This is a genomic window from Streptomyces sp. NPDC055140 (assembly GCF_053607285.1).
This window is the reverse complement of record NZ_JBSGTG010000077.1, coordinates 1-8,845: the sequence shown is the minus strand read 5'-3', so window position 1 is coordinate 8,845 and position 8,845 is coordinate 1. Positions and strand designations below refer to the sequence as shown.

The window sequence follows — 8,845 nt, the reverse complement described above, 5'->3', positions numbered from 1 at the left end:
GTATTTGCCGGTGAGCAGCCCTTGGGCCAGGGGTTCGGTGAGCAACAGCGAGGCACCGTGGCGCGCGGTGAAGCTGAAGAGGTCCTCGCCGTTGACCAGGGTCGGTGGGCTTAGCGGGTTGCACCGGGTCCAGAGCACATCGGGGCGCAGCAGACAGAAGATCTTGGCGAACCGGGCGCTGCGCTTGTCCGCCGCATCTTTGCGGTCTGAGGCGAGAGGGTGAGGTCCGCGCATCCCGATGGCCTTGATGTATTGCGCGTCGCGCAGGGCGTGCATCTGGTTGATGGCGACGTGCAGGTAGTTGTCGTCGTCCCCGAAGTCGAGAGTGTGGAGGAAGTAGGCGTCCAGATACTCGACGCCCAGGTTCTCCATGCTCTGCTCAAACTGGTGGCGCAGATTGGGTCCCGCGTAGGAGTGAGGCGCTGTGCCCCGCACCCAACCGCTTTTGCTTGCGATGTAGACAGATTCCCGGTCGACCTCCTTGAGGAGCTGTCCCAGCAGCCTCTCGGAGTGGCCGTGCCCGAACACGTCAGCTGTATCGAAGAAGTTGGCACCGTGCTCCACCGCGGCCCGCAGGCCATCGAGCGACTGCGCGTCCTGGACGGAGCCCCAGCCGACCGGATGGCCCGCGTTGACCGTGGGGCCTCCGATCGCCCAGCAGCCCACGGCGAGCGGGTTGACAATCAGCCCGGGGGCGAGGTGTCGCGACTTGAGTTCGTGGGTGGTCATCGTGAGCTTTTCTCCTGGCGCTCAATGGCGAACACCGCGACGACCGCCTTGCCGCCGGCCGTGGTCGGTTCGGCGCACCACTCCTTGGTCAGTCGCTCGACGATTCCGAGCCCGCGGCCTAACTCGTACCACTTCGTCGCGCAGTTGGCGCCAGAGTCGAAGACCTGCACCGTGGCCCGGTTCCGGTCCACGGCCAGCACAAGGACCCCGATGCCCGGTGTGTGCCCGAGGGGGTTGGCGACGAGCTCGTCCACGACCAGGACCATGTCGTCGACCGTCGCCGGATCGGCTCTTCCTTCCAGCGTCGTGCGGATCAGGGAGCGGGCAGGCGTGGTGGGCCACTCGCTGACGCCGAGGGCGACGCGATGCCGTTCGGGTGCGTGGTCGAGCCCTCCTGACGGTTTCAGTGCGGCCGATAGGGATGGCACCATCGTCTCCCTCGTGCACGTGCGGTGACCGCCGGCGGGTAGATCCCGGCAGCGGAGGGCCGGTGAGGCCCGCTTCCACGGTGAGGGAATCCCGATGGCGTCGGTACGCCATACGTCTGCCACTCCACTGCCATTTGGGCCGACGACAAGAGCAGCGGATGCGTCCTATCAGGGCTGAATAGTTCGCTTCGTCCAGCTTGATGGGGGCTGTGTACTGCGCCGCCAAGTGGCAGTGAAGTGGCAGACCTATGGCGTACCGACGCCATCCGGATCGGACAAAGGTAGGTGCCCGCGGTCCTCGGTGAGCTGACGTACCAGCAGCTCACCGATTGCCGCATCCAGCGGGCGTCCGGACGGGCGGACCGCGCACTGATCCCGTTCCCCTCATGCGGAGGCAGCTGTGTCCTTACCTTCCACGTCCGGGTTCCAACGGCCCCCTACTCGGTGCGAAACCCTCGTCATCGGCGCCGGCCCTGCGGGGCTGCTCGCCGCAATCCGCGCGGGAGCCGGGGCAGGCGGCGTCATCGTCTTGGACCAGGGCGACGACATCGACGGTCGCATCCAGGCCCGCAAGCTGGGCCAGGACGAGAAGCGCACCATCACCTCGGGGTTCGGCGGCGCCGGAATGTTCAGCGACGGCAAGCTCTGCCTGTCCCACCGTATTGGCTCCACCATCTCCCGCCGCTTTCCCCCTCACGAGGTCGAAGCACGGCAGCACGCCATCGACGAGCTCTTCCGCTCTGGCGAGGACGCACCACTGCACGGCGTCGATGACGCCAAGGCGGCCGAACTGGCAGACCTGGCAGGGGCTCAGGGCCTCGAGTACCTGCATTACCCGGTCCGCCACATCGGCAGCGACCAGCTCATGCGCATGACGTCCGCCCTGCGTCAGCGGGTCGAAGCCGTCGCTCCCGTGTTCTGCGGCATCCGCTGCACCGAGGTCCGGCGCTCGCCCGCTGCCGGCCACCGCTGGGAGGTCTGGGTCACCGGGAGCGGGTGGGCAGAACCGATGCCGCTGTACGCGGACAACGTGGTGCTCGCGCCGGGAAAGGTCGGCGCGGCCTGGCTGCGTGCGCTCGGGGACATCCTTGGGCTGCCCCGCAAGAGCGCCCAGCCCAAGCTCGGCTTCCGTCTGGAGGGCCCGCGCGACTTCCTGGACCCGCTGCTGAAGGTCGCCACCGACCCCAAGGTCATCTGGAGGCCCGGCGCTGGAGCCGAGGTCCGCACGCACTGCGTGTGCTTCGGCGGGGATGTCGTCCCGGCTCAGTACCAGGATCTCACCCTGGTCGGCGGACACTCCACCAGCGACCACGGGCATGACCGCAGCAACACCGCGGTGCTGGCCACCGCCGGAGACGCGCTCTCCCTGAGCACGACGTATGTGCGTGACCTCGTCACCCGGATGAACACGAGCGCCGGGGGCCGGGTCACGGCCCAGACGCTCGGCGACTTCCTGAGCGGCGCTCCTACCACCGGAACCGTCCCTGAGGCCGCGCGCGGATTCGTCCCCAGCATCCCCGACGCCGCGACCGGGAACCTTGCAGACCTCTTCCCCCGGCCGATCGTCGTACTGCTGCGCGACTACCTTCAGCGCCTCGCCCGGCTATGCCCTCGGGTCGTGAACTCCCACAACATGCTCTACGGGCCGGCCGTCGAGCGCTGGGCAGACCGCTTCGAGGTCGATGACGACATGCAGGCCCACGGGCATCCCGGTCTCTACCTGGTCGGTGACGGCCCTGGGCTCACCGGCGGGATCATCGGCGCGGCCGAATCTGGCTGGCTCGCAGGTGACGCGATCGCCGCCCGTCGCAGTGTCAACGCGTGACTCTCCTCAGCCCTTCCCCGCCCCGCCTCCCAAGGACACCAGCGTGCTGACCCATGAGAACCGCCACCCGCAGTTGCTGACTTCCGACGAAGCCCCGCTTTGGGACCGAAGCACCTTCGCGCCTGACGCCTGGACGTACACGCTCTCGCGCGCGGAGATCGTCGAGGTCGTCGATGCGCTCACCGTCGCGCAGAACCGGCTGACCGGCCGGGACATGCTGACTGACCGCGCCATCAACCGTCGAGACTTCCCGCTGGGCCGCCTCGGCTCGATCCTGGAAGCCATCTCCGCCGAGGTGTCCGACGGCCGCGGCTTCGCCATCCTGCGCGGACTACCCGTCGACCGATTCGACGCACGCCAGAACGCGCTGCTGCTGCGCGGCCTCGCCACCTACCTGGGCCCCATCGCCACCCAGAGCCGGGACGGACAACTCATCCGGCACGTCCGTGCGACCGGCCGCGCGCTGGGCGACGGAACCGTGCGCGGCCATCAGACCGCCGACCGACTGTGGTTCCACACTGACGGTGCCGACGCCGCAGCCCTGCTGTGCCTGACCGCGTCTGAGACCGGAGGGCTCTCTCGTCTCGCCTCGGCCGCCACCGTCCACAACCAGATGCGCAACGCCTCCCCGGCGTGGACCGCCGAGCTGTATCGGCCGTTCCATTTCCACATGGCCGGAGGCAACGTGCCCGGCCTGCCCCCCACCTTCACTTCGCCGGTCTTCTCCCTCCACCGCGGCCGCTTCTCCACCCGCTACGTCCGGCACACGCTGCTGGAAACCCCCAAGGTCACGCAGGTCCCGCTCACGCAGGGAGCGATGGCCGCCTTCGATCTGCTGGAAGAGCTCGCCGACGAGAACAGCATCGACATGGAACTGCGAGCGGGAGACCTCCAGTTGGTCAACAACCACGCGGTGCTCCACTCCCGCACCGCCTACCGCGACCCGCAGCCCCCCGCCCAGCCCCGTCACCTTCTCCGGTCGTGGGTCACCTTCCCTCACTACCGCGGCCGCCGAGCGGGAGAGGCCGACGAGTACCTCCGCTTCGGATGGCTCACCGACGACCAGCAGCAGCAGCTCGCCTCCTCTTGGATGCCTCCCACCGCTCCTGACCGGGCCCCCGCCGCATGACCGTGCACGTGCCGGGGACGGCATGGCACGAGGACGTCGTCGGCAGACTCAACCGCACCGCCCGCCAACGCCCCGACCACCCCGCCGTCATCGATCGCCACGGCACCACGAGCTTCCGCTCCCTCTACCTGGCCGCCGCCCGGCAGGCTCGCGAACAGGAGACCCGTCCTGATCCCGGCGCGGGCGTCGTTGTACTGCGCGCCGCACCCAGTGCCGCGTTCTTCATCCAGGTGTGCGCTGCCCTGATGGCGGGCCGCACACCGTTGATCCTGCCCGCCCGCGTGCCTGAAGCGGAGGCATTGCGCGACGTGCAGGCGGCGCGGAGAGCCGGCTGCCGCCCGTGGAAGGCGGTGCTGGCCGTGTCGGGCCACGCAAAGGGGCCGGTCGTGACACACGGCGAATCGCCTGCCGCTCCACGCAAGGCCCGCGCGATGGGCATGCGGCCCGGCGGCCGAGCGCTTCTCGCCGCCCCCATGCACCTGAACGGTCCGTTCGAGTTCGCGCTTCGACAACTTCTCCTCAGCGGCTGCATCGTTCTCGCTCCACGCTTCGAGGCCGAGCAGTGGCTGGAGAGCGTCCGCCGACACAGGCCGGACTGGGCGTTCCTCGTGCCGACGCAGATCCAGCAGGTGTGGGACGCGCACCCGGCCCAAGAACTCCGCGGTGGCTGTTCCTCGCTGAGGCTGCTCCTGCACTCCTCGGCCCCATGCCCACCCACGCTGCGTCGGCGCCTGGCCGCTGTCCTGGGGCCCGAGCGCGTAGCGGAGTACTACGGGACCACCCTGTACGACGGGACCTTGCACCCGTACACCTCGCAGGGCGCCGGGGGATCTCCGCTGGCCGAGAGCGATCTGCGGATAGTCGATGCGAGCCGGCGGCCCGTAGCGGCCGGCGTCCAGGGCGCCATCGAGGGGCGCAGCCGGGCCGGCCTGATCTCGCATTACGCGCACCAGCCGTGCGAAGGTCGCTCCGCATGGCAGAGCGTCGGCGATCTCGGCTGGCGCATCCAGGACACCGACCGCATCGAGGTCACCGACGTGGCCGTCCCCGGCCGCGCCATCGTGGCGGGCGTCAAGGTCGCCGTGGCAGAGACCCATGACACCCTGTCCGCTCACCCCGCCGTAGGGCACTGCGAGATCCACGTCAGCCCTCACCCTCGTTTCGGATCCGTTCTGTCCGCCGTCGTGCACACCAAGGACCCGGCCCTCACCACCTCGGTCTTGCGCACCTGGTGCGCCCAGCGGCTGACATCGCCGCAGCGCCCCCACGTCATCGAGCTGCGGCGGACCGCAGCTTTCGATCTCACAACCCTGCGAGAGGGACATGCCCACCTGTGACCTGTGCCAGGCCATCGATCCGAGCGTCGACGACTGCACTCTGCAACGCCATCTGCGCGCCGGGCAGCACCGTGTCGTCTCCGCGAACGAGTACGCAGCGGCGGTGCCGACCATCGGTGCCTTCGTCACCGGCTACGTCCTCGTGGTGCCCACTACCCACGTGCTCTCGCTCGGCCGGCTGAGCGACGACGAGCTGGAAGCGGTGGAAGATCTTGCCCACGACCTCACCGACCAGCTGCACCAGGTCTACCGGCGCCCCATCCTCACCTTCGAGTACGGCCTCAACGTCCCCGCTGGACGGCGCATAGGCCACGGCCATCTGCACATTCTTCCCAGCACCGCCGACCTCGGCGAATGGCTCGCCGCTCGCGTTGCGGGATACGCGATCGCGAGCTACGCCCAGGTCCCCCGCGGAGCTGACACCTCCTACATCACCGTCAGGGACCAGACCGGCACCCTGACGTGCTACCCCGTCCCCAACGACGCCCTCCCCCGGATCCGGCTGCGGGAGGTCGTGGCCCAGCTCGATCCGCAGATCGAGGACACGGCGTGGGACTGGCAGGCTCACCCGTTCCCTGAACGGATACGAGCCACCGTCGACGACCTCTCCACCGTCAAGCCGGCGGCCCGCCGGGCGACGGCGTCCCGGGCGGGGGCACCCAGGTGAACGCCCTCCACTTCGCGAGCCTGTGGAGGCGTATCGCGGCAGATCATCCGGAGCGTCCCGCCCTGATCCACGGCGGCAGCACGCTGAGCTGGCAGCAGTTCGACGCCCAAGCGGCCACGCTGGCCGCGCACCTCCGAAGCCGTGGCCTCGGCCGTGGGGATGTCGCCGCGCTGGCACTGCCCAACCGGCCGGAGCACCTTGTCTGCCTTGCCGCCTGCCTGCGCATCGGTGTCGTGCCCGCCAACGTCAATTACCGCTACCGGCCCCGCGAACTCGAGGGCGTTCTCGCCATGCTCGCGCCGGGCGTCGTCTTCGTGGCAGCAGAACAGCTCACGGAGATGCACTCCGTACGCGCGGGACTCCCCGGGTGCCGTACCTGGATTGCCACAGGCCATCAGGACCCGCCCGCCTGGACGGAATCGCTGGAGCAGATCCTTCGGGCCAAGGGAGACCGCACCCCGGACGACCCCTTCTCGCCCTCACCGGACGACACCATCATCAAGTGCACCGGCGGGACGACGGGCGAGCCCGCCGCGATCCGTTGGCGCGTGGGTGACCTCGCGCGCAACCTCAACGACCACAACCCGTGGCTTCGGCGAAGCAGTCTGGAGAACGCGGGGCCGATCCCCGTCGCGGACGCCCGTCTGGTCGTCGCGAGCCCGCTCATGCACGGTTCAGGTCAAACGCGCGCTCTGGGCGCGTTGTGCGCCGGAGGCACGGTGATCACCGTGCCCCAGCCCGGCCCCTCGGCCATCTGGGACGCCGTCACCCAACACCGTGCCGACACCCTCGCCATCGTGGGCGACCCCCTCGCCCGCCCCCTCGCCACGGCCCTGCACCGTCGCACCAGCCGCTGGGACCTCTCCCACCTGACCACCATCACCTCATCAGGCGCCGCATGGAGCCAGCAGGTCAAGCGCAGCCTCCTCGACGTCCTGCCCCACGTGCAGCTCATCGAGACACTCGGGGCCACCGAAGCCACCGGGATTGGCTCCTCCATCGCCACGGCCGACTTCGTGCCGGCCACCGGAAGCTTCGAACTCGGAGCCCACGCCGTCGTACTGCGGCCCGACGGGAACCGCGCAACCGTCGGGCAGGACGGCCTCCTGGCCGTAGCAGCCCCCCATCCCGTCGGCGTTCACCCCGAAGGGGGTCTGCCTGCCAAGCGGTTCCGCGTCAGCGCCGGCACCACCTACCTGCTCTCCGGAGATCACGCCCGGCTGACCGCGGAACGCCGCATCCTCCTGCTCGGCCGGGACAGCGAGTGCGTCAACCTCGGCGGAGAGAAGGTCTACCTCCCCGAGATCGCCCGTGTGCTCCTGGCCCACCCCGACGTCCAAGACGCCGCCGTCATCCCGTTGGCCCACCCCGTACGCGGACACACTCTGGGTGCTCTCCTGCACCTGTCGGTCGGCGTCGAAGTGGAGAACGTACGCCGCTATGCCCGTGAACAGCTCGCCGACTTCAAGGTTCCGCGCACAATCGTGCGGGTCGACACCATCCCGCGCACCGCTGCGGGCAAGCTGGACACCGCTGCCGCCAGTACCCGCCTAGAGCAGGCGCAACGCTCTGCCACTCCCACCAGCGAGGATCCCGCCATCGCTATCCAATCGCCTGCCGCCCGTCCCCCTATCTGGCAGCGCCTCACCGACGTCGCCGAGCGCGAACAACGCCTCCTGGAGGGTGCTCTGGCCTCGCTGTTCGTCAACCCAGCTCTCGACGACAAGATCGGGAAAGCCCTCGGTTACCCCCAGTGGCCTCAGCCGCTCACTCTTCTCCCGGTCCTGGCACCCGAGCTGGTCAGCGCCACAGACGACCTCGCGCGCTACCTGGAAGCGTCCGCCGAAGCGACCGCCGAAGTAATCGACGCGGTCACCCGGCATCACTGGCCAAGTCTCGACCACCACGACCCCACCGTCGTCGACGCGGTCTGGCTGCTGATGCAGCATGCGGATCTCGCAGGCGAGCGCAGGGACGAACACCTCAACGAAGCGACCCACAACGCCACCAGACGACTCATCGACGGCCGGCACCTGGCGCTGCTGGACGACCGGGTCCAGTCCCTGCACGGACAGCCACAGCGCTACGGCACCTTCGTACTCGTCCGAGACGAGAAGCCGAACTTCGTCTATCCGCTCGACGGCCCCTACGCGAAGGTCGACGAACGGCGACGACTTCTCGGCCTGCCCCTGGTCCACGAGGATCTCAATCACGCCTACAGCCCGATCATCCCCTACGGGGCCGGGCGGACCACGGCAGGCAACCGATTCACTCCCCGGTCAGGGCCCGCCCGCCTGACCGCCACGGACCCGAACCAGGTCTTCCGCTGCGATCCGGTCCCGCCGGGTGCAGTTCCGGTCTACCTCGCGGCAACGCTCCGCCACCGCAACCAGATCCGTCGACTCCGGGACAGCCTGCCCTCGCAGCTGTACTCGACGTCGCGGTGGCTCGACCTCGACCCGCTCACCCGTCCGAGCTGCCAGTTCGACGCGGGCATAGCACTCAACCGGCTCGCCGCCCGGTTGTGTCTGGACGACGTCCGCCGTGCCAAGGTGCTGATCGCCATGGGGTTCAGCAGGCGCAGCGCGGGGCTGAGCGTCGAAATCGGATGCGCGCTGGCAGCCGGCATCCCGGTCATCTACGTGGGTGAGCCGAGCTGCTCCTTCGACATGCTCCCCGAAGTCACCCTCGTGCCCGACCTGGACGCCGCGATCGAAACCGCCCTCACCG

The 8,845-nt window shown here is 69.2% G+C and carries 7 protein-coding genes; 5 read left to right on the top strand and 2 right to left on the bottom strand.

The window, feature by feature from the left end; genetic code table 11:
- Positions 1–729, bottom strand: a 729-nt coding sequence (locus ACWFR4_RS46705; RefSeq protein ID WP_453657812.1) for an aldo/keto reductase, incomplete at its 3' end; no start/stop codon positions are given.
- Positions 726–1,160 carry an ATP-binding protein gene (locus ACWFR4_RS46700; RefSeq protein WP_453657810.1) on the bottom strand — a complete coding sequence of 145 codons (435 nt, stop codon included), beginning with the start codon at positions 1,158–1,160 and terminating at the stop codon, positions 726–728. The genes ACWFR4_RS46705 and ACWFR4_RS46700, both read right to left, overlap by 4 nt.
- Before the next feature lie 397 nt (positions 1,161–1,557).
- On the opposite strand from ACWFR4_RS46700, the gene ACWFR4_RS46695 reads away from it, so the two are divergent.
- The 5 genes from ACWFR4_RS46695 to ACWFR4_RS46675 all read left to right on the top strand — a co-directional run.
- Positions 1,558–2,982, top strand: a complete 1,425-nt coding sequence (locus tag ACWFR4_RS46695; protein WP_453657808.1) for an FAD-dependent protein — start codon at positions 1,558–1,560, stop codon at positions 2,980–2,982.
- A gap of 43 nt (positions 2,983–3,025) precedes the next feature.
- The gene (locus tag ACWFR4_RS46690) at positions 3,026–4,111 is read left to right on the top strand and encodes a TauD/TfdA family dioxygenase (protein WP_453657806.1); all 1,086 of its coding nucleotides are present in this window, start codon (positions 3,026–3,028) and stop codon (positions 4,109–4,111) included.
- Positions 4,108–5,448 (top strand): class I adenylate-forming enzyme family protein, encoded by a 1,341-nt coding sequence (locus ACWFR4_RS46685; RefSeq protein WP_453657804.1) that lies wholly within the window; start codon positions 4,108–4,110, stop codon positions 5,446–5,448. Before ACWFR4_RS46690 ends, ACWFR4_RS46685 begins: the two co-directional genes overlap by 4 nt.
- Positions 5,435–6,115, top strand: a complete 681-nt coding sequence (locus ACWFR4_RS46680) for an HIT family protein (RefSeq protein ID WP_453657802.1) — start codon at positions 5,435–5,437, stop codon at positions 6,113–6,115. Before ACWFR4_RS46685 ends, ACWFR4_RS46680 begins: the two co-directional genes overlap by 14 nt.
- Positions 6,112–8,845, top strand: a 2,734-nt coding sequence (locus ACWFR4_RS46675; protein WP_453657800.1) for an AMP-binding protein, incomplete at its 3' end; no start/stop codon positions are given. The genes ACWFR4_RS46680 and ACWFR4_RS46675, both read left to right, overlap by 4 nt.